18 protein-coding genes are annotated in these 26423 nt (G+C 65.4%); 8 read left to right on the top strand and 10 right to left on the bottom strand.

Translation table 11 applies throughout. The annotated features are described in order from the left end of the window. Positions 1-68: 68 nt before the first annotated feature. Complete coding sequence (locus H9639_RS13400; protein WP_191808577.1) at positions 69-1208, bottom strand: glycoside hydrolase family 76 protein; 1140 nt, start codon at positions 1206-1208, stop codon at positions 69-71. Positions 1209-1351: 143 nt separating this feature from the next. Between H9639_RS13400 and H9639_RS13395 the strand changes: the two genes are divergently transcribed. Both H9639_RS13395 and H9639_RS13390 read left to right on the top strand, forming a co-directional pair. Beyond that, positions 1352-2128, top strand: coding sequence for an SDR family NAD(P)-dependent oxidoreductase (locus H9639_RS13395; protein WP_191808576.1), 777 nt, complete (start codon positions 1352-1354; stop codon positions 2126-2128). 9 nt (positions 2129-2137) lie between these two features. Then, the gene (locus tag H9639_RS13390) at positions 2138-3361 is read left to right on the top strand and encodes an acyl-CoA dehydrogenase family protein (protein ID WP_191808575.1); all 1224 of its coding nucleotides are present in this window, start codon (positions 2138-2140) and stop codon (positions 3359-3361) included. A gap of 53 nt (positions 3362-3414) precedes the next feature. On the opposite strand, the gene H9639_RS13385 is transcribed toward H9639_RS13390, so the two are convergent. The 4 genes from H9639_RS13385 to H9639_RS13370 are packed head-to-tail and all read right to left on the bottom strand — an operon-like array spanning position 3415 to position 8805. Further along, positions 3415-5307 carry an IucA/IucC family protein gene (locus H9639_RS13385; protein WP_404799759.1) on the bottom strand — a complete coding sequence of 631 codons (1893 nt, stop codon included), beginning with the start codon at positions 5305-5307 and terminating at the stop codon, positions 3415-3417. Beyond that, the gene (locus tag H9639_RS13380; protein ID WP_191808574.1) at positions 5304-5891 is read right to left on the bottom strand and encodes a GNAT family N-acetyltransferase; all 588 of its coding nucleotides are present in this window, start codon (positions 5889-5891) and stop codon (positions 5304-5306) included. The genes H9639_RS13385 and H9639_RS13380 overlap by 4 nt, the downstream gene beginning before the upstream one ends. After that, positions 5888-7255 (bottom strand): lysine N(6)-hydroxylase/L-ornithine N(5)-oxygenase family protein, encoded by a 1368-nt coding sequence (locus H9639_RS13375; RefSeq protein ID WP_191808573.1) that lies wholly within the window; start codon positions 7253-7255, stop codon positions 5888-5890. Before H9639_RS13375 ends, H9639_RS13380 begins: the two co-directional genes overlap by 4 nt. A 5-nt stretch (positions 7256-7260) precedes the next feature. Continuing rightward, positions 7261-8805, bottom strand: coding sequence for a pyridoxal phosphate-dependent decarboxylase family protein (locus H9639_RS13370; RefSeq protein WP_191808700.1), 1545 nt, complete (start codon positions 8803-8805; stop codon positions 7261-7263). Positions 8806-9269: 464 nt separating this feature from the next. Here H9639_RS13370 and H9639_RS13365 point away from each other — a divergent pair, with 464 nt between their 5' ends. Together H9639_RS13365 and H9639_RS13360 are read left to right on the top strand one after the other, a co-directional pair. Beyond that, positions 9270-9716, top strand: coding sequence for a hypothetical protein (locus H9639_RS13365; protein WP_191808572.1), 447 nt, complete (start codon positions 9270-9272; stop codon positions 9714-9716). 90 nt (positions 9717-9806) lie between these two features. Continuing rightward, positions 9807-10112 (top strand): hypothetical protein, encoded by a 306-nt coding sequence (locus H9639_RS13360; protein ID WP_191808571.1) that lies wholly within the window; start codon positions 9807-9809, stop codon positions 10110-10112. Here the strand turns inward: H9639_RS13360 and H9639_RS13355 are convergent. The 5 genes from H9639_RS13355 to H9639_RS13335 form a co-directional block, all read right to left on the bottom strand. Further along, the gene (locus H9639_RS13355; protein ID WP_191808570.1) at positions 10054-10749 is read right to left on the bottom strand and encodes a hypothetical protein; all 696 of its coding nucleotides are present in this window, start codon (positions 10747-10749) and stop codon (positions 10054-10056) included. The genes H9639_RS13360 and H9639_RS13355 overlap by 59 nt on opposite strands. A gap of 737 nt (positions 10750-11486) precedes the next feature. Continuing rightward, positions 11487-12404, bottom strand: coding sequence for an RluA family pseudouridine synthase (locus tag H9639_RS13350; protein ID WP_191808699.1), 918 nt, complete (start codon positions 12402-12404; stop codon positions 11487-11489). 161 nt (positions 12405-12565) lie between these two features. Beyond that, on the bottom strand, positions 12566-14506 hold the full coding sequence (locus H9639_RS17290; RefSeq protein WP_191808569.1) for an HNH endonuclease signature motif containing protein: 1941 nt from the start codon (positions 14504-14506) through the stop codon (positions 12566-12568). Between the two features lie 409 nt (positions 14507-14915). Next, a complete protein-coding gene (locus H9639_RS13340; protein WP_191808568.1) occupies positions 14916-15725 on the bottom strand; it encodes an Fpg/Nei family DNA glycosylase in 810 nt (269 codons plus the stop codon). Positions 15726-15766: 41 nt separating this feature from the next. After that, positions 15767-20860 carry a DNA glycosylase AlkZ-like family protein gene (locus tag H9639_RS13335; RefSeq protein WP_191808567.1) on the bottom strand — a complete coding sequence of 1698 codons (5094 nt, stop codon included), beginning with the start codon at positions 20858-20860 and terminating at the stop codon, positions 15767-15769. A gap of 232 nt (positions 20861-21092) precedes the next feature. Here H9639_RS13335 and H9639_RS13330 point away from each other — a divergent pair, with 232 nt between their 5' ends. From H9639_RS13330 to H9639_RS13315, 4 genes are read left to right on the top strand one after another with little or no spacing between them, the layout of a single operon-like run. Then, entirely contained in the window at positions 21093-23354 is a 2262-nt protein-coding gene (locus H9639_RS13330) for an HtaA domain-containing protein (protein WP_191808566.1), read from the top strand. Then, the gene (locus tag H9639_RS13325) at positions 23347-24474 is read left to right on the top strand and encodes a heme/hemin ABC transporter substrate-binding protein (RefSeq protein WP_191808565.1); all 1128 of its coding nucleotides are present in this window, start codon (positions 23347-23349) and stop codon (positions 24472-24474) included. Before H9639_RS13330 ends, H9639_RS13325 begins: the two co-directional genes overlap by 8 nt. Next, entirely contained in the window at positions 24474-25595 is a 1122-nt protein-coding gene (locus H9639_RS13320; RefSeq protein WP_191808564.1) for a FecCD family ABC transporter permease, read from the top strand. Before H9639_RS13325 ends, H9639_RS13320 begins: the two co-directional genes overlap by 1 nt. 2 nt (positions 25596-25597) lie before the next feature. Then, complete coding sequence (locus tag H9639_RS13315; protein WP_191808563.1) at positions 25598-26416, top strand: heme ABC transporter ATP-binding protein; 819 nt, start codon at positions 25598-25600, stop codon at positions 26414-26416. Positions 26417-26423 lie beyond the last annotated feature (7 nt).

The following is a 26423-nucleotide window of genomic DNA, read 5'->3' as shown; positions in this document are numbered from 1 at the left end:
GTCCCGGCACGCGCCGGGACCCGCAGCTCACTGTGCGTAGACCATGCCGTGCCTGGACCATGCTGTGCCTAGACCGTACTGTCCAGCCGGGCCACGCGCACTGCGGCTTCCAGGACCATCCAGGCCTGGAGCTGGGTGGAAAGTTCGACGCCGGTTCCCGCCGGATAGCTCTCATCTGCGGTTTGGCGCGGGTCGGCGGAAAAGACGGCGAGGTTGTTCCTGGTGGCGCGGCCTTTCCACAGTCTCTCCGCCAGTTCGGTGACCAGTGTGCCCGCCAGTTCCCGGGTCTTCCGGTCCAGGGTGGGTGCTGCCGCTGCCTCGGCGAGGTAGCGGCAGAGGATGCCGGTGAAAAGTCCGCCGTCACCGCTGCCGTGCGTGCGCAGCAGCCGCGCGTCGTCGGTGTCGTATCTGTCGTCGTCGTACACCAAATGTGCGGCCGTGGCCTGGATCAGCTCTGTGGCCCGGCCCAGGTTGGCCGGGCCGCCGAGTTCCAGCAGGGCACCCAGCACCGGGCCCTGGTTGTAGGTGTAGATCGGGGTTTCGACGAGCGGCCGGGAACCGTCCATCCTGATGCCGTCGAAATACAGGCCCGTCTCCGGGTCCAGCAGGACCGTGTTGAGCCAGTCGATGAGGGCCTGGGCACGCTCACGGTCCCCGCCGCGGGCGAAATACAGGGCGGCAGGGGCGGTGGCCGGAGTGTTCTTGAATGTCCGGCTGCGGTTCCAGAACAGGCCTCCGCCGAAATCCCGGGTGTGGGCTGAACGCAGTGCCGAGCCCAGTGACTCCCGCAGCCGCTGATGGCGGGGCTTCGATCCGCGCGGCGGTCCCGGAAGGGAATCCACGCGCAGCGCCGCCAGAGCCAGCCACGCCATGTCGTCGTAGAAACTATTGGTGATCCGTCCTCCATTGCGCAGCCTGATGGTGCGGATCAGGGTGTCCGCCAACCGGATCGGATCGACGCCGGTGAAGTCCTTTCCGGAGAGCGGGGTGCGGCTGCGCAGACCGGTATCCACCAGCAGATCGACGTAGTGGGCCTGCCACCAGTAGTGCCACGCGCCGGCTCCGCGCGGCAGGGGCTGCGGAGCCCGGACGGCGCCGAGGTGGGTGCCCGGGATACCGAACAGCCGGCCGCCAAAAGCGGTGGTGACCGATTGGGCTGCCGTATCGGCGCGCAGTTCGGCGGTGCGGACAGTCTGTGCGGCAGGCATGCGCACCACCCTAGACCCGCGGGGCCGTGCCGTCACGGTGGCCGGGCTCCGGATAACCCGCCTGTGGGGTGCGGCGTACTGTCCGTCACAGTAGGCTCGGGGGACCGCACGAGCACCCGCGCACCAGATTCTCAGGAGGACAGATGCAGCTATCCGGCACTTCGGCCATTGTCACGGGAGCCGCTTCGGGGCTCGGACGGGCTACCGCCCGCCGCCTGATCGATGCCGGAGCCGAGGTGGTGCTGGTGGATCTGCCGCAGTCCGAGGGCCTGGCGTATGCGGGGGAACTGGGAGACAGTGCCCACTTTGTTCCGGGAGACGTCACTGACGCCGGACAGATGCAGGGAGCGGTGGAGGCTGCCGTGGCGGCGGCGCCGCTGCGGGTGGCGGTTAACTGTGCCGGCATCGGGACGCCGGGCAAGGTCCTGGGCCGGAACGGTGTCCTCCCGCTGGAGGACTTCAGCCGTGTCATTCAAGTGAACCTGATCGGCACCTTCAACGTGACCCGGCTGGCCGCGGCGGCCATGGCGGAGACCAGTCCGGTAACGGACGACGGCGGAACCTCCGAACGCGGCGTCATCGTCAACACTGCTTCGGTGGCCGCCTTCGACGGCCAGATTGGGCAGCCTGCCTATGCCGCTTCCAAGGGGGGAGTCGCTGCGATGACCCTGCCGCTGGCGAGGGAGCTTGCACGGCACCAGATCCGGGTGATGACTATTGCGCCCGGGATTTTTGAAACACCGATGATGGCAGGCCTGCCGCAGGACGCCCAGGATTCGCTTGCCGCGCAGATTCCGCACCCCTCGAGGCTGGGCCGTCCGGAGGAATATGCGTCTTTGGTCAGCCACATCATCGCCAATCCCATGCTGAACGGAGAGACTATCCGGCTGGACGGGGCCATCCGGATGGGTCCGAAATAGGGTGTGCTGATGCTTCCGGACGTCGATTTCTTCTCCTTCGAACAGCTCCTGAGTCCGGAGGAAACAGCCAAACTCGCCCAGCTTCGGGCTTTCCTGGCGGCCGAAGTCACTCCGCATGCCGTCCGCTGGTGGAATGAGGAGCATTTCCCCACTGAGCTGCTGCCCGGGCTGGCCGGCCTGGAACTTTCCACTCCGGTGCAGCGCGGCTACAGTCCGCTGTTTGCCGGTCTGGTGATTGCCGAAATGACCCGGGCGGACACCTCGATTGCCACCTTCTTCATGGTCCACCATGACCTCTTTGTGGAAGGGCTGCATGCCTTCGGCTCCCCGTCCCAGAAGGAGCGGCTGCTGGCTGATGCGCAGGCCCTGCGGATCACCGGAGCCTTCGCCCTGACGGAACCGGACCATGGTTCCGATGTTGCCGGGGGAATGGCCACCACTGCGGTGCGCGACGGCGGCACCTGGATACTGAACGGGACTAAGCGCTGGATCGGCAACGGTACCTTCTGCGACTGGATGCTGCTCTGGGCCCGGGAACCGGCCACCGGGAAGGTGCGCGGTTTCCTCCTCGACGCCTCACTGCCCGGGATCAAACGTTCCAGGATCGAACACAAAACAGCGCTGCGGACAGTGCAGAACGCGGACATCGGACTCACCGAAGTCCGGGTTTCCGAAAGAGACCGGCTGGCCGGAATCGATAGTTTCGAGGACACCAAGCATCTGCTGCGTGGCTCGCGGATCATGGTGGGCTGGCAGGCGGTGGGCCAGCAGCTGGCGGCGTTCGACGTCGCGCGCGCCTACGCTCTGGAGCGCCGGCAGTTCGGCCGGCCACTGGCAGGTTTCCAGCTGGTGCAGGAGCAGCTGGTGCGGATGCTGGGAAACACGGTGGCGTCGACTGCGATGCTGGCACGGGTCAGTGATCTGGAGCAGGGCGGGTACGGCGGTTCTGCCGGTGCTGCTGGTAGTGGTGGTGGTGGAGCCGGCAGCGCAGGCGGGGATGCGTCGCGCGGGGAGATGGCACGTGCTGCACTGGCGAAGTCCTATGCCAGCCGATTGATGCGTGAGACGGTGGCTCTGGGGCGGGGCCTGCTGGGCGGCAACGGACTTGTCACCGACTACCGGATGGCGAAGATCTTTGCGGATGCCGAGGCCATCTACACCTATGAGGGTTCCTTTGAAATCAACAGTCTGATCACCGGGCGGGAGATCACCGGGATCTCGGCCCTGCGCTGAACCGCCGGTCCTGAGGGGCGGTTCAGTGCAGGACCGCGTGCCTGCTGACCCGCCTACGCGGTCCCTCGGCTTTCGCCTGAAGACTCTCGCCCCCGGCCGGCCAGCGGGTTCACCAGTCGTCCGGAGAACTGCAGCCCGCCGGAGGGATCGCTGATGTCCAGCATCTGCTGGTTGTTGCGCAGCTGCAGCCGGTTCAGGCAGGACCGCGCGAAATCCGGCGCGAAAAGGTCGTGTGCGGCAAAGTCTTCCGCCAGCTCCGGGTGTCCGGCCTGATACGCGGTTATCACGTCCGAGGTCACCGCCCAGAAATCCTCCTGCGGCAGCTGTCCGTCCTCATGCAGCACAGCTGCCAGGAAACGGAAGAAGCAATCCAGCACGTCGGTAAAGACAGAGAGGATCTGTTCGTCTTCCGGAACATCCACCCGCACCCGGGACACTTCGGCCGGCAGTTCCACCTTGTCCGCCATAACTATGATCTCTTCACCGATGTCCTTCATCAGCACCCGTTCCGGAACACCGTCCTTCAGGACAAGGATCAGGTTTTCCCCGTGCGGCATAAAGGCCAGCCGGTAGGCATAAAAGCAGTGCAGCACCGGAACCAGATAGGCCTCCAGATAACGGACTAGCCAGTCCCGGGCTGGGAGCCCCGAGCGGTGGATCAGCGCGGAGACGAACGGGGCGCCGGCGGGATCGGTGTGCAGCAAGGAGGCCATGGTGGCCAGCTGCTCCCCGGCTTCCAGCTTTGGCAGCGGACTCTCCCGCCACAGTGCCGCCAGCATTTTGCGGTACGGGGAACCCTTGGGGGCAGCGGCGTCGTAATACGAGTTCCGGTACCCGATTGCGGCGGTCTCCCGCAGGATTCCGAAGCCTTGGCCCGCCAGGGTGGAATCGGATTTCACGAGGTAGTCCACCCACTCGTTGATAGCGGGAGTGGACACCATATACTCGGCCGAGAGTCCGCGCATAAAGCCCATGTTGACCACTGACAAGGCGGTTTTGACGTAGCAGCGGCTGGGTACGTCCCGGTTAAAGAACGTCCGGATGGACTGCTGTGCCTGGTACGTGTCCGGGCCGGGTCCCAGATGCACCACGTACTGCTGGGCAACGTCTGCCGCGAAGGTGACGCTGAGCTTGTTCTCCCACTGCCAGGGATGCACCGGCATCAGCAGGTAGTTATCCGGGGCCAGACCCTGGGCGCGCAGGTCTGCTTCAAATCCGGCCTGCACACCTGGATCCAGTTCCGCGGCCACCAGCGCTGCATAGTCCAGGCCGGAGATTGCGGTGAACCTGGCCTTGTCCTTGGCTACTGCTATCCAGTGCAGACGGATGGCGGCTGCGGTTTCCGGCGCATAGGCGAGGTAATCCGCCGAACCGAAGCCCAGCCGTCCGTTGTTGGCGACGAAGCAGGGATGGCCCTCAGTCATGGAAGCCTCGATCGCCTGGAAATCCGCGGCCGGGTCGCGGCCCTGCGTGATTCCGGAGGCAAGCTCTCCGGCGGTGTGGAAAGTTCCGGTGTGTTTGAACGCATGCGAGGCCAGGGTGCTGGAAATTTCCTCCAGATAAACCGGAAGCATCTGGCCGTTGATGCCCAGGGTTCCGGCGAACTCGGTGATAAACACCAGTGCGTCGAGCCCGGTTTCCTCGTCCCGCTCCGTGCGGACGATGCTCTCAGCCCGGATGCTCCAGTGTTCCAGCGCCAGGATGTCCGCCTCGAAGCGATAGGTGGCGCTGCCATCGTCGGAGGTTAGTTCATAGCGGCCCGGCCCGATCGCGCGGGGAAGCAAAATGCGTTCGTGGGCGAATTCGGCGATCGCTTTCCGGAGCAGATGGCGGTTGGCTGCCGCCCATCGCTCCGGGTTGAGGTGTGCCGTGCCATCTGGAATAGTTCCCGTGCCGGGGTCTGCAGGCACGGCGTCGCGGAGGAAGTTTTCTACGGTAGTGCTCACAGGGTGGCTCCTTCGGGGGATATCTGTTCGGGGGAATGCTGCTGGCTGCCGGGCTGCCCGCTGCTGGCAGCGGCAACGCGGAACTGGTCGCGGGTACAGAAAGACAGCAGCGCGGTTTTGTCCGGCAGCGTGATGCGTTCCCGGGTCTCGAATCCCATCCGGGCATTGAGGCGGTGGATTTTGGTGTTGCGTACGTCCGGTTCCACTACCACTCGGTCAACTGCCGGATTGGCGAACAGGAACACCATTACCGCGTGGAAAGCTGCCGCTGTGTAGCCTCGGCGGGGCGCATCCGGCGGGCCCATCAGCAGGTGCATCCCGCGGTCACCGGGTTGTACAGGGTACGTTCCGGCTAGAGGCGAGTGGGCGGGAGCATAGCTCTCCATCAGGAAGGCCGGTGTACCGGCGTCCTGCACCAGCCACGCATCGTGGTGCGGGTTCGCGGCAATGCCGGCGTACTCGGCCCGGACCTCCTCCACAGTGGAGGAATTCATGCCCCAGAAGACGGCGTACTCCTGCCGCATCCAGCCATGCAGCAGACCGGCGTCGGCCTGGGGATCGACGGGCTGGAACTCGAACCTCATGCCAGTGCTCCTTCGCTGCGAGCCGGTGCGGGCTTCGAATCATGCACGCCGGTCAGGCCGAATTCCTGGAACGTGGTGCTGGTTTCCACTGGGTAGTACTCCCAGCCCAGAATTTCCCGCAGGATGGCCGAGTTCCGGTAGGCCGCCATACCAAGGTCCGGGGAGGTGAAGCCGTGGGTGTGCAGCTCGGCGTTCTGCACAAAGATTTCTGCTGGTGCAACGCCGATTCCGTAACTGCGGTCCACGTCCAGCCTGCCACGGCTGTCGCGCCGGATCCGGTGATTGATGCCCTGCAGGAATTCCGGTTCCTGGTAGGAATAACCAGTCGCGAGGACGACGCCGCCCGTGGACAGCCGGGCGGAGGTGCCCTGCTCGGAGTGGTGTAATTCCAGCACATGCTGCCCAGTGGCCCGATCAAAGCGGGTTCCTGTTACCTCGGTGCCGGTAAGCAGCCGCACCGCGGGCGGGCCGGCGAGGCTTTTGGTGTACAGCGCATCGTAGATTTCGTTGATCAGCGCCGAATCGATGCCCTTGTAGAGGTTTTTCTGGGTGTTGATCAGACGGTCGCGGGTGGGTGCGGGCAGGGCGTGGAAGTAGTCCACGTAGTCGGGGGACGTCATTTCGAGGGTCAGCTTGGTGTATTCCAGCGGGAAGAAACGCCCGGAGCGGGTTACCCAATTCAGCTCGTATGTGTCCGGGCCGCTGCCGGGCAGCAGATCGAGGAAAACCTCAGCCGCGCTTTGGCCGCTGCCAACCACGGTAATGCTCTTCTGTGCCTGCAGACTGGCCTTGGACTTTACATAGTCACTGTTGTGCACCGCGGTGCCCGGGCCGGTCAGGAGACCAGCGCACGACGCCGGTACTTCGGGTTGGGTGCCGGTACCCAGTACCAGCCGGCGGGCCGCGTGGACCTGGGTGCCGCCGTCGCCCTCTGTTCGGACCAGGTACCTTCCGCCGTCGTGCTCCGTGTGTTCAAAGTCGATGGCGGTGACTTGACGGCCGAACTGGACGCTTGGCAGCTGCCTGGCAACCCAGCGGCAGTAAGCGTTGAATTCGGCGCGCAGCGGGTAGAAATCCTCGCGGATGTAGAAACGGTAGAGCCGTCCGGTGGACTTGAGGAAGTTCAGGAACGAATACCGTGATGTCGGGTCCGCCAGAGAGACCAGGTCTGCCATAAACGGGACCTGCAGATGGGCGGTTTCCAGCATCATGCCCGGATGCCAGTCGAAGTCGGGGCGGCCGTCCAGGAACAGTGCGTCCAGCTCTGCGATGGGCTCACTCAGCGCAGCCAGACCCAGGTTGAACGGACCGACGCCGATGCCGATGAGGTCCCGGACGGGCTGGTTGGTCTTTGGGCGGTTCATGTGGTTCATGCAGCCACTCCGGAAACCTCTGACGCTTCGGTTGCTGCGAGCCAGGCGCTGCCGGTGCGGCGGATGAGCGTGATGATGTGGATGATGTCCTCGGGCGTCGCTGTGGGGTTGAGCAGCGTGAACTTCAGATAGTTCCGGCCGTTCAGAGTGGTGCCGGCGATGACGGCGTCTCCGGACGCAGCCAGCTGGGCACGGATCTCCCGGTTCATGGTGTCGCAGGTGTCGTCATCCAGGCCATCCGGCCGGAAACGAAACACTGCCGTACTCAGCTGGACGGGCGCGGCGAGCTCGAAATCTGAGGCCTGTTCGAGTTGCAGGCCGATGTTCTGTGCAAGGTCAATCGCAGAATCGAGGAGCCGTCCGATTCCATCTGCTCCGCTCACGCGCAGGGTCAGCCAGAGCTTGAGCGCATCGAAGCGCCGTGTTGTCTGGATGCTGTGGTCCACCTGGTTGGGAATGTCCGGGTGGGCAGCGGCCTGGGGATTGAGGTAATCGGCGTAATGGCGGATATGCCGGAGTTCGTCCGAGTTCCGCACCAGCACAGCGCTCGCGGAAACCGGCTGGAAGAAGGTCTTGTGATAATCAACTGTCACGGAGTCCGCCGCCTCGATGCCGGACAGCCTGTCCCGGTATTTCAGCGACGTGAGCAGGCCGCCGCCGTAGGCCGCGTCGACGTGGAGCCAGGCTCCGAACTCGGCAGCCAGGGCTGCGCATTCGGCCAGCGGGTCGATGCTGCCAAAGTCCGTGGTGCCCGCGGTGGCCACGATTGCCATGGGAATTTCGTTTCGGCCGCGGCTCTCTTCCAGAGCCTGCCGAAGGGCATCGTGCCGCAGTCTGCGCTTGGAATCGCACGGAACTGGATATACGGCGTCTTCGCCCAGACCCAGCAGTGCCGCTGACTTGCGGATGCTGAAGTGGCTGCTCTCGGATGCGAAGATCCGCAGCTTGCTTAACAGGGCGGGGAGTCGTTCCTCGGGCAGGTCTGCGGGTTCGGTGCCGGTTCTCGGGTTGGTGGCTTCAATGCTGCCGGTGTCTGCCGTGGCGCCGGATCCAGGTTCGCTGCGTGCTGTGCCTGCTGATTCAGCCGTGGATCCTGCGGTTGTGCGCAGTCTGGCAACCGCCTGGTTCCGGGCGATCAGTAGGGCCTGCAGATTTGAAGTTGTGCCTCCACTGGTGAAAGCGCCGTCTGCTGCGGGTCCGAGCCCGAGCCTCTCTGCGGTCCAGCGCAGCAGACGGCGTTCGATGAGGGTTGCACCTGCGCTCTGGTCCCACGTGTCCATTGAGGAGTTGACCGCACTGAGGATGGTTTCGCCCACCAGTGCCGGGATGACCACTGGGCAGTTTAGATGGGCTGCATAGCTTGGGTTGTGGAAGTAGACGGCATCGCGGAGGTACAGGGGTGTCAGCTCCTCTAAGGCGGCGGACATTGTGCCGAGAGGCTGCTCCAGGTCCACGGCATTGACTTCGGGAGCGAGATCTGCGGGATGCCGTCCGGTCCAGGGGTGAATCACAGAACCGATCGTTTCCGCCACTGAGTGCATACCCAGCTGGTTTTCCTCGAGGTAGCGCTGGATCGAGCTGCCGGTCAGCAGTGCGGAAAGATCGGGAGTCTCGGATGTCATGGCCTCGGATGTCACGGCCGCGGTTTTCGCGGCCGCGGCGTTCGCCGCGGAATCTACGGGTTGCCTGGCGGAGGGTTGCCTCCGGCCAGATTTCAACCGCTCTGTGTATTCCGGCTGCTGTAAACGGCTCACGTGGCACTCCCTCAAAGGTCTCAAAAACGTAACGGAGGTAAGCCTTCCCTGACTTTGGGTATTACGTCAAACTTTTGTGTCGTAATTCAGTCGCATGCGGCAGAATGGGGGATTGGGGTGCAGAATCATGCGCCGGCACGGTAAGCGCGGCTGTGCGCGCGATGGGCGGGATGACTTCACGGATCAGCCCTCAGTATGCTTAGTATCTAGATATGACGTTTTCCGCGTCCCGATCGAAAGGTGCGACCCTGATGACTGAACAGAACCCGGACCACAGCGATAACCCGGCCCTGGCGGATGATCTGGAAGCGGTAGTGACGCCTGATGAGGTGTCCATCATTTCAAGCGATGAACTCCTGGATGAGGACGACCTCATGGCTGAAGAGGCACTTTCCTACCCTGGCGCTGCTGAGGACAACCCCGACGCCTGGCAGGACGATCCCCTGATCAATGAGGAACCGCTTGCCGGTCAGCCCGGAGCGGAGTCGGACCAGACCCTCCGGGATGAGACCGAAGAAGAACGGTTTGAAGAGGGAGATTCGCAGATCCCGCCGGATGAACCCACGATTGGCGAAGCAGCCCGCGACGTCGACTTCGGGGACCCGAGTGTGGACCCGGTGGAAGACGGCAGTGACGATCCGGCTCACGGTGGGGGCGATCCGCTGTCCTCCTTCGATCCGGAGGATCAGGAACTCTAGGCGCCCTGAGATGTGTGGGGCTGACCGGACGTTCCGCGGAGGTGGAGGCCGCCGTCATGCTCAGTTGTTCCCGCAGACTAACGTTGGAGAATGCCTTCTTTCCGAGTCCAGCTGAATATCCTTGGGCTTCGGCCCGGTAATCCGCCGGAGGCTGTGATGGATGCCGCCGTTGAGGCTCTGGAAGCGGGACACCATGTGGAGGCGAATCAGCTGGACATAGTGGCAGGTGTTCCGCGGATCACCCTCCGGTTTATGGTTCCGGCCAACGAATATGGAGTGGAAAACTCGCAGGCCAGGCGGGCTGCAATGAATATGCGGCATGCTGTGGAGCAGGTGGCTAGGTGTGAGCAGCTCCGGGTGCTGCGCCGGCAGCGGGGCCGCTGGACTCCGCTTTGAGCCTCTGGCGGTCCGCCAGTCTCCGGGTATGGTCCTCCTGATGCCGGCGTGAGCTTGCCGAAACGATGATCAGGAAAGCTGCTGCGAAGGCACCCACTGCCGGCCACACGGCGGATGGGCTTTCCAGCAGGCGGGCAATTCCTATGCAGCTGAGCCCCCAGACCACGGTGAGCGCGACGGAGAGGTGTCCGCGGTCCGTCATACAGACGGTGGTGACACCAACAACAACCGAAACCAGAGCGATGAGGGTCCAGGCCTCCTCTCCCCACCCGCCGAGGTTGGTGCCTGCCTGAGCCAGCCAGCCGCCCAATGAGGTGAGCAGCGCCAGAACGGATATGCCGAGAAACGCACCTGCGGGTATATCGGTGATGAGGTGTTCGGTCCGGGTTGATGCAGGCCAGCCATTCATCGTGTGGATCACGGCTACACCGGTTGTCACCTGAACCATTGCAATCACAGTGGCAGCTGCCGGACTGTTTTCGGTTGCGGCCCACAGCCACAGAGTTCCCAGTACGACGGCGGCAATTGCTGCCCAGCCTGTCCAACCATGGCGCGGGTTAAAGCGCTGGGCGGGCAGCCATTGGTAGACCGTGTAGGCGAGGGATCCTGCGAAAACCGGGAGCCAGGCTGCCCACATGGCGGGGACTGCGCCTAGGAACGAACCGGATTGGTTGAGGAGTCCAGAGCCTGAGGGTAGTGCCGGATAACCACCTGCATCACGCAGCAGGAAATACGTGCAGACGGCGGAGCCAGGGATCAGGACTGTGGCAGTTGCCTGACGGATCCAGTCGACGGAGCTTCTGCTTGCAGTTCTTGCAGTTCTTGCAGTTCTTGCAGTGCTGTTAGTGCTTCCAGCAGTGGTGGCCTGTTCCGTGGGCGTGGCTGGCGCCGTCGTGCTGGTTGCCTGTTGTGCGGGTGTGGATGCCGCCGTCGTGCTGGTTGCCTGTTCCGCGTGGGTGGCTGGCGCCGTCGTGCTGGTTGCCTGTTGTGCGGGTGTGGATGCCGCCGTCGTGCTGGTTGCCTGTTCCGCGGGTGTGGTTGATGTTTCGGATGCTTCTGCTGGTGCATCCGGTTCGGGTTCGGCTGGAGCAGCCGCCGTCCGTAGTGACGGTGGCTTTGCAGGCATTGCGGGCACTGGTTTTGCAGGCACTGAAGGGTGGAGATGCATGCCCACTCCTTACCTCGACGGTGAGGCCCGATTCTGCTGTCCGGGCAGGTGGCCCTCAGCCTATCTCCCACGTCAAGAGGCCTGCGATGGTCCTGTGAGGTCCGCTGCGTCCGGCGGGCGTGCCGGAGGTACTCACCGCCGGAAAGGCCGGGTGCGGATCGGCTGTGAGTACCTGCAGTGCTCAGTTCGCAGGGGTGCGGGGTTCGTTAGTGCGGAGGAAGTTTCATGGGGTAGGAGTCCAAGGTGAGTTGGCTGGTGTATTCCACGGGCTCGCGGGTGAGCGGGTCGGTGAATTTTACCGACCGAGCCAACAGCTGCATGGGTCGGCTGTAGTCATCGGGTGCCTGTTCGAGCAGGACGGGATAGAAGGGGTCATTGAGGATGCCGATTCCCAGTGATGCCATGTGAACTCGCAGCTGATGGGTTTTGCCTGTGTGCGGCAGAAGCCGGTAGCGTCCGAGCCCGTCAGACTCCTCAATGAGTTCCACTCTGGTCTCCGCGTTTGGTTCTCCGGGGACTTCCTGGGCCAGGAGGTAGGTGCGTGATTTGACCATCCGGCTTCGGACAACCAGCGGGAGGTCGAGATCCGGACGGACCGGTGCGACTGCCTCATATTCCTTTTCGATGCGTCGCTTCTCGAACATGACCTGGTACTTGCCGCGGGTCTCCGGATTCGTTGAAAACAGGAGAACTCCGGCGGTCATCCGGTCCAGCCGGTGCATGGGGATCAGGTCGGGGATGCCGAGGGCGACGCGCAGGCGGATCAGAGCAGACTCGGCAACGTACATTCCTCCCGGTGTGGTGGGCAGGAAATGCGGTTTGTCGACGACGAGCAGGTTTTCATCCTGGTGCAGGATGCTGATTTCGACCGGGAGCCGAACTTCCGGCGGAAGTTCCCGGTAGTACCAAATGAACGTGTGTTCGTTCAGGGGTGTCGTCCGCGACAGGGGGATGCCTCCGATTCCGACTACCTCTCCGCGGTCGAACCGGTCAATGATCCCGTCCGGATCCACGTGTCCGAAGCGGTCCAGCACGTAGTCCATTGCTGTTTCCCATGACCCTTCCTCAGGCAGGCGGAGCCTGGTGGCGTTGACTCCGTTGCGGACGGGAAGAGGGGATTGCATCACCCTTCTAGGGTACCGGCGGCTGTGGGCTGGCCGGAGTTCAGAGGGATCGGCGGGTGGCTTGGGTTGGTGAACGGGTGAACGGGTGAGCGGGTGAACGGGTGAACGGATGAGTGGGCGGTTTGGACAGCGGGCTGGAGGGTGCCTTCGAATTGCCGCAACTAAAACGGAGGAGGATCAGAATCTATGGGGGGTGAAGCGGAATCCACGGTGGCGTCTGCCCGGACGGGAGCATAGTGCAGCTGGGGAGACGTTCGATAAACACGTCCCAACGGGGAGATCCATTCGAGAAATCCAGGTTCTTTCTGACGGGATCTCCAGAACCCAAGTGTCTTGTATCGATGGTGCTTGGGACAGAGGTTGGCGAGATTGCCATGCTCCGTGAGGCCTCCGCTGGCCCAGGGACGCGTGTGGTCGATCTCAGTACGTGCCGGACCAACTCGGCATCCGGGAAACCGGCAGGTCCCATCGCGAGCCTGGAGCCAGCGTTTGAGTCCGGCCGGAACCTTTCGGCGCCGTCCAACCGCTAGAATCTGACCAGTCGACGGGTCCTGCACCAAACCGGTCCAGTGCAGCGCCTGCTCTGCAAGCCGACGTGCGGCCTCCGCCGAGATGGGGCCAACACCACTGAGCTCTGCGCAGTGGTCGTTGTTTCCGAACAAGGTCTCTGCGCTGATGAGGACCATGATTTCAGCCCTCATGCCGGACGAATCGTCCCAACCGGATTCCCCAGATGAACCGGTTGCACTCGCAGAGTCTCCATCTTCGGGAGAGCCACCAGCCCGTTCGTGCGCATCGACCACAGCCTGGTGTTCGCTCCCACTCGCTGACTGGTCTTTGTTCGCTAAGTCTCTGTCGGGGCCGGAACGCTCGCTGTCTGCCGGGCCTCTGCCCGAACTGTCCCTCTCAGAACTGCCGGAACTGTTGGAGCTGCCCGAACGCTCGGTGTCCGCCGGGTCTCTGCCGGAACGGTCTCTGTCTGCTGGGTCTCTGCCCGGACTGTCCCTCCTAGAACTGCCGGAACGGTCTCTGTTTGCTGGGTCGCTGTCGCCACGGTCGCGGTTCGCGGGATCTCTATCCGCGAGATGGCGGGTCCTCGACAGATAGTTTTCGGCCATGGACGGGCCAGCGGGTCGCGGACTTGATGCGGATGGCGGTTTAGAAGAGGCATCGAAATGCGTTTTGGAAGGTGGCATTCCGTTGGAATGGAGCATCAAAGACGTGAAGATGTCCGCACGCAGCTGGTCCATTGTCCTGGGATCTCCGGCCTTGCGCTCACCCTCTGCGGCAAAGGTCAGAGCATTGAAGATGGCCTGCCCCTTTTCCACTGCGATCCGGGCACAGAGTTCGCCCATTCCGTCCGCGACGGGGTCAAAGCTGACCCGCCGTCGGTCCAGAGCTGAACGGTGACGGGTAGCAATGGTTTCCGGCCACTGACGCTCCCTCAGGCGGCGGGCGGTTCGAGTGAACTGTGCGCAGGTCCGTCCTCTGGCGGCTGACAACAGCTCTGCTTCGAAACCAAGAAGCTGCGAACGCGGAATGCCCTGGAGCTGATCCAGCACGGCCCGAGCATGGCGGTGACTGATCTGTCCGTGCGACAGTGCGGCAAGCGTTGCCGTGTGGTCGCCGCAAAGTTGGGCGGAGTCGCTAACAAGTTGCAGGGCACTCATATGTGGAATGTTCAGCACCGCGCCGGCCTCGGCCGCTGTCAGCGATAGTGCCAAGCCTTCGTCCGGCCTCTGGTGCGTCTCCTCCACTTCCGCAGCAATCAAAACCTCCATCCGGTGCACAACCCGGGCTTGCTGAGCTACAGCCCAGCTAGCCAGGGCTGCTAATCGGGCGAGAACTGTTCCAACTTCTTCGGTGCCCAAACTCTCAGGGGAAATGAGGGATAGTTCGCCTTTGAATGCGGCCGGGAAGTCCGGGGCAGAGGACGCCGCGAAAGTATCCAGGCAGGACGACCTGTCCTCTGCGTCCGGGCTGGAGGCCGTATCTGGGCTGACGGGACCGGAACGGTCGAAATTCGAGTGGCGGGAACTCGAGCGGCCAGCATCAGACGTCGGTTCGAAGAACCGAAATTCAGGAGGCGCCGTCGATGTCATGCCCCAAGCCTTCCAGCAGAACCAACGCGGACAAAGCAAAAAAGGGCGTTGTGGAGGAATGGTTGCTACGGGAAATAGGTCAAAAACTACTCAATTCTGGGAGAGTTATCCACAAAAGGTGCCTAGGTGTTTGACGCCGGGCGGGGCGGCGTGCAGCTCACACCCCTCCGCCGCGCCGCACTGCGCATACCCAGGACGCTCCGCCGCCCGCGCCGCTCCCGCCGCTCCCGCCGCGCCGCCCGCGCTGCGCATACCTAGGCTGCTCCGCCCGCGCTGCTCCGCCCGCGCCCGCGCTGCTCCGCCCGCGCCCGCGCTGCTCCGCCCGCGCCCGCGCTGCTCCGCCCGCTCCGCCCGCGCTGCTCCGCCCGCGCCCGCGCCGCTCCCGCCACGCCCCCACTGCCCCGCCCAGCTACTCCACCCGAGGCTGACAATGCGGACAGAAGTACAGGTCGCGAAGCTCGAGTTCGTTATCACCAACAAGCTCATGGACAACCCTGGTACCGCAGCGCAGACACCCACGCTTCTCCCTGTTGTAGACCCACAACGGATCCCGCCCGGACGACATACCCGTAGTGATCCGCCGGGAACGAGCCTTGTTCGCTTCCAGCAGCCGCTTGGAAAGATCAACAAGCCGGACCAGATCCGGAACCTGGGCAACGGGAGTCAACGGATGGACACCAATAAGAAAGCACAGTTCGCACCGGTAGACATTCCCAATCCCGGCGAGATTCCGCTGATCCAGCAGCGCCAGACCAACGGGTCGCTCCGGAACCGAAGCCAGCCGCCGAACCGCTTCGCCGGAATCCCAATCCGGACCCAGAAGATCCGGACCGAGATACCCAACGGCCTCCTCCTCACCACTGCGAGGGAAAACCCGAAGAATTCCGAGCTCGAAACCTACGGCCTGGCAGGCAGCAGTTTCCAGAACCGCACGGGCTTTGAATGCAGGGCGACGCCACCGTTCGCCCCATGCATAAACGTGCCAGAGCCCTTCCATCTTCAGGTGGGAATGAATCGTCCACCCCTCAGACTCTGATTCCCCCGGAGCAACCCGGATCAGCAAATGTTTGCCACGGGAAACCACTTCCTCCACGGTCCGGCCACGAAGATCAGTGGTAGCGAACCGAGGCACACGGAAATCCGTCCGGATGAGCTCAGAACCGGCCAGAGCAGCATTCAGGTCCCGGGCCGCCCGCCAGACAGTATCTCCCTCAGGCATGGGTTACCCCGAAACCCCGCAGACCGCATATCCGGACCAGCTCAGACACGGTAACGCAACCCTTTCGGTGTCGAATAGAAGCCTGCAGCCATCAGCGCCGTAGCAACAGGAGTGTCGAGAACATCAACACCATTTGCCTTCTCCACAGCCATCTTTTCGGCCGCTCCACGCCGGACAATATCCACCAGGGCAGCAGCGGAAAGCAGCAGTGTCTCGGCATCGTCCGTATACGTGAGCAGAGTCTTGCCGCCGCGTTCCACATAAAGGACCAGATCGCCGTCGACCATCACCACCAGTGCACCGGCCTTCCGCCCCGGACGGTGACCGCCCTCCGAGGCAGGCCACGGCAGCGCAGCACCATATGGATTCGCCGGATCAGTGGCAGCCAGAGCCACAGCCTGCGGCTCCGGAACGGCCAGCTGGTTCTCACGCGAGAACGACCGCAGCCGGTCCACAGTGGCAGGAACAGCAAACTGCGCCGCACCAAGCTGTTCAATGAAATACCCGCGCCGGCAGCGACCCATCTCCTCCAACCGGGCCAGCACCTTGTAGAGCAGGCCGAAACCACCGGGAACACCCTCACTCATCACCGAACCGCGGGTCAGAATGCCATACCTGTCCATCAGCAGCTCAGCCGTGGCATGCGCATGAATGGTGGTATCCGCTTCGACCTCCGGCAGTAGACTCCAGCGGCCAGCAACCAGCGGCTGCGGACCACGCGCGGGCAAGTTCGTGTCCCCGGCAAGCCGCAGCGACGAGCTGCTCAGACTGCCCCGCGGCACCCGGCCCAACCGGCTCGGCCGGGCCGTCCGCGCCCGCGGCGTGGTTGCGCGCTGCTTGTGCGCCGTTTTGCCGCCGGCAAGCAGAGACCGCACGGGAGTAAAGGTGTCATTCGTAATCCGGCCCGCCCACACCAGTTCCCACAGTGCGGGAATGATCTCCGAATCCGGCAGCAGCGCACCGCCGTCCTGCAGCGGCTCCCGGTTCAGCGCTTCGGCAAGCTGCCGGAAGAAGAAAGCACCGCTTCCCGACAGCAGTTCCAGCAGCCTGGACTGCAGCTCGGTGGGGGCGAAATCAGGTTCGGGATTCAGAGTCAGCGGCGCATTCTCGGCCAAGTGAAGCGCAATCCAGCCGTCATTTCCGGGCAGCGAGCCGGTACCGGACCAAATCACCTCGCCCGTCGCCGTGAGCTCATCGAGCATCCCCGGGGCATAGTTCCGTACCCGGGACCCCAGGATCAGCGGCTCCCACGCGGACGCCGGAATGGGCACCCCGGAAAGCTGGTCAATCACGGTGACAACGCCGTCGAGCCCCCGCAGCGACGACCCCACATTCTGCCAGGCCGGCAGAAAACGCCCATACGTTGGCGGGTCCACGGGTTCGACGTCGGAACGCAGCGCAGCGAGCGACCGGCGCCTGAGCCGGCGCAGGACTTCCGCATCGCACCACTCCGATCCGGCAGGAGCGCCGGGAACGGTAATGACGGCAGGAGGGGTCTGGTCCACACCTGCAGCAGCGTCGAGCGTCAGCGCCTCAGTGGGGCGGAACTCGCCCTCAGCGACCCGGCCCTCACCCGCCAGCCGCTGCAGAGTGGTGGTGACGACGGCGACACCGAGCCCCAGCCTGGCCGCCGCCTCCCCGGCAGTGAAGGGCCCGTGCGTGCGTGCGTACCGGCCCACCAGATCCCCGAGCGGATCCGGCACCGGCTCCACAAAGGCCAGCGGAACACCCATAGGCAGCGGAACGCCCAGTGCATCGCGGAGCCGGGCAGCATCCTCGATCGCGGCGTACCGCTGGGTTCCGGCTATACCGGCCTGCAGCGCCCGGTTCGCCCGGACAAGTTCCTGCAGCAGCGTGGCAGCTTCCGCTTCGGTCGCGTGTGTGCGGGCTCCGGATGCCTCGGCCCTGCCATCGTTGTCCGGCGACGCCAGCGGTGCCGGCGACTCCAGCGACTCCGGCGACTCCGGCGACTCCGGCGGTTCGGGCCGTTCCAGAGGTTCCAGCCGCAGCGCCACTTCGGCAGCGGTCAGCGGCCCAAGCAGGCGCAGCAGGTCCGCCACACCTTCCAGGCCGCGGGCCCGCCGGTCCGGGGCCAGCCTCTGCAGCTCTGCCTCGGTCTGCGCGATGATCCGCGCGTCCAGCAGCTCACGCAGCTCCGCCCGGCCGAGCAGTTCGTTTAGCAGGGTCGGATCCAGGGACAGCGCGGCGGCCCGGCGCTCCGCCAGCGGCGAATCCCCTTCGTAGAGGAACGCACCCACGTAGCCAAAGAGCAGGGACCGGGCGAACGGCGAAGGCTGCGGCGTGGTGGTCTCCACCAGCCTGATTTCGCGGCGTTCGACGGCGGCAGCCAGTTCCTTCAAGGCCGGCAGATCGTAGACATCCTGCAGGCATTCCCGCACGGTTTCGAGCACGATCGGAAAGGTCGGGAACTTCCGGGCGACATCAAGCAGCTGGGCCGAACGCTGCCGCTGCTGCCACAGAGGTGTGCGTTTGGCCGGATTCTGCCGTGGAAGCAGCAGGGCCCGGGCCGCACATTCACGGAACCGCGAGGCAAACAGGGCCGACCCGCCCACCTCAGCCGTAACAATGGCTTCAAGCTCATCGGGTTCAAAGAGGAACAGCTCCGCGCCCGGCGGTTCGTCCTCCATCAGCGGCACCCGCAGCACAATGCCGTCGTCGGACGCCATCGCGGAGCCGTCCAGCCCGTACCGCTGCTGCAGCCGCGCCCCAACCGCCAAAGCCCACGGCGCGTGCACCGGCATGCCAAACGGACTGTGGAGGACCACCCGCCAGTCACCGAGCTCGTCATGGAACCGCTCGATGACCAAGGTGCGGTCGCTCGGGACCACCTCGGTGGCCTGCTGCTGTTCGCGAAGGTAGGCCACCAGGTTCCCGGCAGCCCATTCATCGAGCCCGACGGCGGCCAGCCGCTCCCGGGCCACCGGATCGGAGGAGCCAGCCATTTCCCGGACGAACTTCCCCAGTGCCCGGCCCAGCTCCACCGGCCGGCCCTGTGAATCGCCGCGCCAGAACGGCAGCTTGCCCGGCTGGCCGAACGCGGGGGAGACCAGCACCCGGTCGTGGGTGATGTCCTCGATCCGCCAGCTGGTGGCACCGAGAGCGAACACATCGCCAACCCGGGACTCGTAGACCATTTCCTCGTCGAGTTCTCCGACCCGCCGGCTGTTTTTCCCCTCCGAATCACCGACCAGGTAAACGCCGAAAAGGCCGCGGTCCGGGATGGTGCCGCCGGACGTGACGGCCAGGCGCTGCGCTCCGGGACGCCCGGTGATGGTGTTCTCATTCCGGTCCCAGATGATCCGGGGCCGCAGCTCGGCGAACTCATCGGAGGGGTACCGTCCCGAAAGCAGATCAAGGGTCGCATCGAACGCGGAACGCGGCAGGCCGGCAAAAGGCGCGGAACTGCGCACGACGTCGAACCATTCCTCCACATCAATGCTTCCCAGGGCGGTGGCCGCGACGGTTTGCTGCGCCAGGATGTCCAGCGGATTGGCCGGAATAAAGAGCGGTTCAATCTGCCCGGCAAGCATCCGCTCCACCGTGACGGCGGAATTCAGCAGGTCCCCGCGGTGCTTGGGAAACATCACGCCCTGCGAGATCTCGCCCACCTGGTGTCCGGCGCGGCCGACGCGCTGCAGGCCGCTGGCCACCGAAGGCGGGGACTCGACCTGGACCACCAGATCCACAGCGCCCATGTCGATGCCAAGCTCCAGTGAACTGGTGGCCACCACGCAGCGCAGCCGTCCGGATTTCAAATCGTCCTCGATCAGTGCCCGCTGGTCCTTGGACACCGAACCGTGGTGGGCACGGGCCAGGAGCGGGGCAGTGCTGTCGGGGGCAGCATCATCGACGGCGATGGTCGACTGCGCGGCGGCGGACTGCGAAGCGGCCGGCCGGCTGCTGGAGGACTGGGCGCCGGCGGGCCGGCTGCTGGAGGACTGGGCGCCGGAGGAAGGCTGGCCGCCGAAAGGCTGGCTGCCGGGCTGACGGTTACGGATAGAGACGCCAGCCTGCGCCATCAGCTGCGCAGGAGGCCGGCCGGAAGGTGCCCGGTCAGTCGGCGAAGGGACGGAGGCGCCATCGGTTCCGGTGGTAGCGTGCGCCGCGTCCGCCGTCTCGGCGGCTTCCAGCCGGTACGCATGGATTTCGTTGAGCCGCGCCGTGAGCCGCTCCGCCAGCCGCCGGGAGTTGGCAAAGACAATCGTGGAGCGGTTCGCCTCGATCAGGTCGGCTATCTTCTCCTCCACATGCGGCCAGATGCTGGCCTGCGGAGCGAAACCGCCTTCCACGGTGTCCTGGGCCGGAACGTTTCCGAGGTCCGTCATGTCCTCCACAGGAACGGTGACGGTGAGGTTCCAGTTCTTCTTGGACTCCGGGGCAACGATCTTAACCGGGGCGTTTCCGCCCAGGAACCGCGCGACAGTTTCCTTCGGTTCCACCGTCGCCGAAAGGCCGATCCGCTGCACCGGCTTTTCCAGCAGGGCATCCAGGCGGGCCAGGGAAACGGCCAGATGTGCCCCGCGCTTGGTGCCGGCCACAGCATGGACCTCGTCCACAATCACGGTGTCTACCTCGGACAGGGTCTCCCGTGCCTGCGAGGTGAGCATCAGGAACAACGATTCCGGGGTGGTGATGAGAATGTCCGGCGGCCGGGTCAGCAGGGCCCGGCGCTCGTTCTGCGGGGTATCGCCGGACCGGACGCCCACCGTGATGGACGGTGCCGGCAGGCCAAGCCGCTTGGCAGTCTGCGTGATGCCAATCAGCGGTGCCCGGAGGTTCCGCTCCACGTCCACACCGAGGGCCTTCAACGGGGAAATGTACAGGACCTTGGTTTTGCGCTTGGGCACCCGGGAACGTCCCCGGCCGCCGCCGTCGTCGGTCAGGGTTTCCTGGTGCGGGGCCGAGGCTGCGGCGGCAATAAAACGGTCCAGCGACCAGAGGAACGCGGCCAGCGTTTTGCCGGAACCGGTCGGCGCAATCACCAGGGCATTCGAGCCGCTGGAAACTGCGTCCCACGCACCGACCTGCGCGGGAGTGGGCTCGGTGAAGGCCCCCTGGAACCAGTCCCGGGTGGCGGGGGTGAACTTCGAAAGCACCGAGGCGGCCGACGTCATGCACCCATTCTTCACCACACCGGTGACACTGCGGAGCAGCGTGCGGCTGGTACTACACAGTACCTGTTACCTTCGCCTCAATTGCGTCATAAAAGTCTGACCTATTTGGCTGTACTGTAGGTAAGGCTTACCTTAACTCCTATCTGCCTGACTGGCTGCCGCACCCCGCCTCACTAGCAAGAGAGACCCGATGACGTTCACTGCGCCCGCCCCTGCCCGAAGACTGTTAGCAGTGCTGCTGACACTCGCCCTCGCCCTGGGAACGCTGCTGGCACTTCCCGCCATTGCCAACGCTGTTGGCCCCGCCACCACGGTGACGCCTGGTTATGCGGGCGGAACAGTGACGGTCAGCGGCACGGGCTTTGCCGCCGCTTCCCCCGGGATCTACGTAGCCGTTGCACCCGTCGGTGCCAGCGGGTTCTATGCCGCGGGAGCCGAGCAGTCGAGCACTGTCTGGGTCGCCCCCGGCAACGCGGACACGGCGGCCACCGCGCCCATGGGGGCAGATGGCAGCTTCTCCGTGAAGGTGCAGCTGCCTGCCGGCGGGGACCTGGCTGTTTACACCTCGAAGGCACATGGCCAGGGCTTCGCGGACAAGAGCCAGGACACCATCACCTCGGTTCAGGTCCTCCCGGCACCGTCGGTTACCGTCTCTCCGGTTTCTGAAGCCGGCGGAACACTGACGGTCTCAGGCAGCGGCTTCTACCCGGATGGAACCGGCGCGTATGTGGCACTGGCCGATGCCGCCACGACGACGGTTGACCGCACCAACCGCACAGCCCAGTGGCTGCGCCTGGGCAACGGACTGAACTCCGACGGCACGTTCACCGCAACCTTTGAAGTTGGCCCACGGGCCGAGACCGGTGACCTCTATGTCCTGACCACCCGTGGGCACCTGCTCACCGACGTCGACCTCTCGACGCGCACCGCAGTCACCTACACGGCTGCCCCGGCACCGGCACCGACTGACACCCCGACGGAAACGCCGACGACGCCGGCACCGGCACCGACTGACACCCCGACGGAAACGCCGACGACGCCGGCCCCGGGCCCAAGCGAGACACCGACGGAGACGCCGAGCACGCCGGCCCCCGCCCCGAGCGAGACGCCGACGGGAACTCCGACGACGCCGGCCCCCGCCCCGAGCGAGAAGCCGACAACGCCGGCGGCCGGCAACGTCAAAGACGCCAGCCTGCAGTGGGGCTTCAAGGGTTCCTTCATCTCCTATCTGAAGTACGGCGCGGCCGGCGGCTGGACCCTCAGCGGCGGCGTCACCGAGACCAACGGGATCTTCAACTGGTCCAAGGGTGCCGGCACGATTAACGACGGCGTTGGCCGGGTCAGCTTCCCCGGCTCGGTGCGCTTCACCGGACACCAGGGTGCCCTGGACCTCACGTTCTCCGACTTTGCCGTGAACCTCGTCTCCCCGCAGCGCGGGACCCTGCAGGCAAAGGTAAGCAACGGAACCAGCGCGGCAGCCCTGACCAGAGCCGGCGGCGACGTCGTCGATCTGGTGGATCTGGACCTCTCAGGAGCCAACCTGACAGCAGCCAACTTCTCACTGACCGGTGCCAAAGCAACCCTCACCGCCGCCGGTGCGGCCGCCTTCAACGGTATGTACGCCGCCGGAACCGTTATGGACCCGGTGAGCGCTGCCGCGGCCGGCGTGGTTCTGCCTCCGGCCACCCAGACACCCGGCACCGGCACGCAGGCGCCCACCGGGGACGCGGCCGAGCCTGCTCCGGATGTTACCGCCGTCGTGCCCGCCGGCACCACGGAAAAAACACCGGAGCCGCGCTACACCACCGTCTGCACCTCCAACGTGGTTCAGGGCGCCACCCTGGAATGGGGCGTCAAGAGCTCCTTCCGCAGCTACATTAAGTCCGCCATTGCCAACGGCGGCTGGAGCCTCTCCGGCGTCGGTGAATCGGCCAACGGGTTCAGCTTCGGCTCCGGAACCGGGACCTACGCCTCGGGTTCGCGGACCGGAACGGTCGGTTACCCGGGCACCGTCAGCTTCTCCGGGCATGACGGAACCCTGAACCTGACGCTGTCCGGAATCCGGATCCAGCAGACCGGACCCTCCACCGGCGTGCTGATCGCGACGGTCGACTCGGCAGACATGGACGGCAACCGGCAGAGCCACGGCGCCGTGCAGTTCGCCAGCCTGGATCTGTCCGGAGCTTCGGTGACCCCGCAGTCAATTTCCGTCTCCGGCGCTCCGGCAACCCTCACCGCTGCCGGAGCCGCAGCGTTCGCCGGTTTCTACGAAGCAGGAGCCGCACTGGACCCAGTGAGCTTCACCTTCCCGCTGGGAGCGGAGACGGACTGCAGCCAGGTCCTGGTTGATGCCGACGGAAATCCGATCGGATCGCTGGCCTCGACAGGGGCTTCCGGCACCTCGGTCATGCTCGGCGCGGCCGCGCTGGCACTGCTGCTGGGCGTGGGCCTGACCATCGTGGCAGCACGCAGGAACCGTGGGGCCCATGCCTGATCTGAGCACCATTGGCCGCCGGCTGCGGATGCGTTCCGCAGCCGGCACCGCCGCCGCAGTCGCCGCCGCCCTGATCCTTTCAGGGTGTGCGGCCGTTGAGCCATCGTCTTCACAGTCCAGCCCGCCTGCCACGGTCCAATCGAACGCCGCCGAAACCCCTCAGGCGGACGGCACCTATTCCCTGGTGACCGGGCCGGCCACGGCCCAGCCAATCGGCGATGTTGTTCCGGTGACCGGAACGGGCACGCCCTCACTGCCGGCCACGGTCACCGATTTCACCGGTAACAGCGTCACCGTCACGGATATCTCCCGCATCCTTGCCCTGGATCTGTACGGCACGCTGGCCCAGACCGTCATCGGGCTCGGCCTGGGGGAAAACCTGGTTGGCCGGACGTCGTCGGACTCCGATTCCTCCATGGCGGACCTGCCCACGGTGACGGCCAGCGGCCACGAACTCAACGCTGAAGCGATCCTGGCCCTCGGACCAACGGTTGTCCTGGCGGATAAGACCATCGGTCCGCCGGAAACCCTGCAGCAGCTGGCCGACGCCGGAATCACCGTGGTCTATTTCGATTCCGAACGTTCCATCGACGGCATTGAGGACGGCATTACGGCCGTCGGCGCCGCCCTGGGTGTGGCCGCAGCTGCTGAAAAGCTCAACGCCCGGGTGGCCCAGGAGCTAACGGAAGCACGCGAAGAAATCGCACGGATGGTGCCGGCTGAGAAGGCAGGCGCCGTGTTCCTGTACATCCGGGGCAGCGGGGCGGTGTTCTTTGTGCTCGGCGAGGGGAGCGGCGCCGAAGGGCTGATCTCCGAGCTCGGGCTCGAGGACCGCGCCGCGGAAGCCGGAATCTCCGGCACGCGTCCGGCGAACCCGGAATCTCTCGCAGCCTTGAACCCTGATGTCCTGCTGGTGATGAGCGACGGCCTCGCCTCCACGGGAGGGGTTGAGGGCCTCCTGAAAAGGCCCGGAATCCTGCAGACCGCCGCGGGACAAAGCAAGACGGTGGTGGAGATTCCGGATGGACAAGCTTTGAACTTTGGACCGTCTACGCCGGCCGCTCTGCTCGCGGCCGCCCAGGCCCTGTACGCCGCGGACACCGGGCAGGAGGCCCGCTAATGGCAGCCGCCCCCGTGGTGAAACCGGCACCGGCCACGCCGGGAGGCGCACCGCCGTCGTCCCCGCGGACGGGATCCAAACCGCCGTCGTCCCGGGCCCGGCGGGCCGCCCTTGTCGGCGCCGGACTCTCGGTGGTGCTGGCAGCACTGGTGCTCGTGTCCGCCGGCACCGGCCAGTTTCCGATCGCGGCCGCGGATATTTTCGAGTCGGTGATCCGCCGGGTGAACGGTACCGCTCCGGCCGGTGATGCCGTGCTCATCGACGGCACGCTGTGGAGTGTACGTTTCCCGCGGCTCGTGCTGGGGATCCTGGTGGGGGCCGCGCTGGGGATGGCCGGCGCCCTGATGCAGGGTGTTTTCGGAAATCCGCTGGCCGAGCCGGGCGTCATCGGCGTCGGCTCAGGCGCAGCCGTGGGCGCCTGCCTCGTCATCGTGCTCGGGTTCGACGCCGTGACTCCCTTCGCGCTGCCGGCCGCGGCCTTCGCCGGCGGACTGCTGACGACGGCGGGTGTCTACCTGCTCTCGCGGGGCTCCGGCCGGTCCATGGTCCTGACCCTGGTCCTCACCGGCATCGCGGTTAATGCGGTGGCCGGGGCCGTGATTTCATTCCTCGTGTTCGTGGCCGATACCTCCAGCCGCGAGCAGATCATCTTCTGGCAAATGGGTTCCCTCGCCGGTGCCACCTGGACAGCTGCGGGTGCGGTCGCCGTCGTGATGGCCCTGGGCACCGCCGGCGCGCTGGCCATGTCCCGGCGGCTGGACCTCCTGGCCCTCGGCGAGCAGGGGGCCCGGCACGCCGGCGTCAACGTGGAGCGGCTCCGGATCGGCGCCGTTGTCTGCGTCGCCCTGCTGACCTCTGCGGCGGTGGCCTACGCCGGCGTCATCGGCTTCGTCGGGCTCATTGTTCCGCACGCGCTGCGGCTGGTGGTGGGACCGTCGCACCGGTATTTGATCCCGCTGTCCGCGGCAGGGGGAGCGGTGCTGCTCTCCGGCGCCGACCTGGTGGCCCGCACAGCGATTGCCTACGCCGACCTGCCCATCGGGATCTTCACGGCACTGGTCGGCGGACCGGTGTTCTTCCTGCTGCTGCGCCGGACCCTGCGCCGCCAAGGAGTGCTCTGACCATGACGATTCACGCGGCCCGGAAAGACCCGGTGACTTCCAAACTCCCGGAACCTCCGGCCCTGCAGGCCTCGGACGTCCATTATTCTCCCGGTGGGAACCCGGTGCTGCGCGGCGTTTCCCTTGATCTTCGGCCGGGTGCCGTCACCATCATCATCGGACCCAACGGCGCCGGAAAATCCACCCTCCTCTCCGTGCTGGCCGGCGATGTCACGCCCGATTCCGGCACGGTGGAGCTGGGCGGAAAACCGCTGGCGGCCTGGAAGCCGATCGACGCGGCACGCCGCCGGGCCGTCATGGCCCAGGACACGTCGGTGTCCTTCCCCTACACCGCCCGCGAGGTCGTCCAAATGGGACGCAACGCCTGGCGGCGCACCGAACGCGCCGCCCAGGACGAGGCCGTGGTGGACAACGCGATCAGCGCAACCGGAATCGGCCACCTCAGCGCCCGCAGCGTCACGCTGCTCTCCGGCGGAGAACGGCAGCGGACCGCCTTGTCCCGGGTGCTGGCCCAGGAGGGGAGCGTGCTGCTGCTGGACGAACCGGTGTCCGCGATGGACATTGCCCACCAGGAGCAGACCCTGCAGACCTGCCGCCGGCTGGCCGCCGAAGGTGCCGCCGTCGCCGTCGTGCTCCATGACCTCGACGCCGCGGCGGCCTACGCGGACTGGCTGGTCCTGCTGCACCACGGGCAGGTCCACGCCGCCGGAACGGTGGAGGACATGTGCCGGGCAGAGGTCCTCAGCGAAGTCTACGCAACTCCGATCGAGGTGTTCCGCACGCACGAAGACGGCCGGCTCCGGGTGGCTCCGCGCAGGTAGCGGGAAG

It is taken from the genome of Arthrobacter gallicola, assembly GCF_014836775.1.
Lineage (GTDB): Bacteria > Actinomycetota > Actinomycetes > Actinomycetales > Micrococcaceae > Arthrobacter_B > Arthrobacter_B gallicola.
Note: the sequence above shows the minus strand (reverse complement) of the source record. Positions and strands in the feature narration are given on the sequence as shown.